1 pseudogene is annotated in these 453 nt (G+C 62.0%); it reads right to left on the bottom strand.

Features of this window, described 5'->3' with window-relative positions:
- Positions 1-453: pseudogene (locus tag AC0L2Z_RS35455) on the bottom strand (OmpA family protein); the annotation flags it as partial.

Raw genomic sequence — 453 nt, forward strand, 5'->3', positions numbered from 1 at the left:
CTCACATCACGAACCTTGGAGATGTCGAATACCGGTCCGCCTGCCTCAAGCTGTCGGGCCGCTGCGCGTGCCCGATCTATCCAGGCGTCTGGAGCCTCACCCTCGGCAACGATGCGATCCTCGACGATCGAAAGCCGAACCGATTTTGGCGGAGCCAGCGAAGCCGTTAGCCGCTTCAGCACGAACTGCGGCTCAAGGCTCTGATAGAATTGCCACTGCGAATGAACGCGGGCGGGATCGACCTGCGTTCCGGACAACAGCGACTGCGGGTCGGCGGCAAGCGGGTCTCTCAGGCCGGAAATATAGAACTGTCCGCCCCCCGCGGTTTGTTGGGCGACGATGATTCCCGGTTGGGCCTCAAGTCGCGACACATAAATCTGCCAGTGCTCCGCCGCGCGTGCTTCGGGGCTCACATCACGAACCTTGGAGATGTCGAATACCGGTCCGCCTGCC

It is taken from the genome of Mesorhizobium sp. WSM4850, assembly GCF_055811735.1.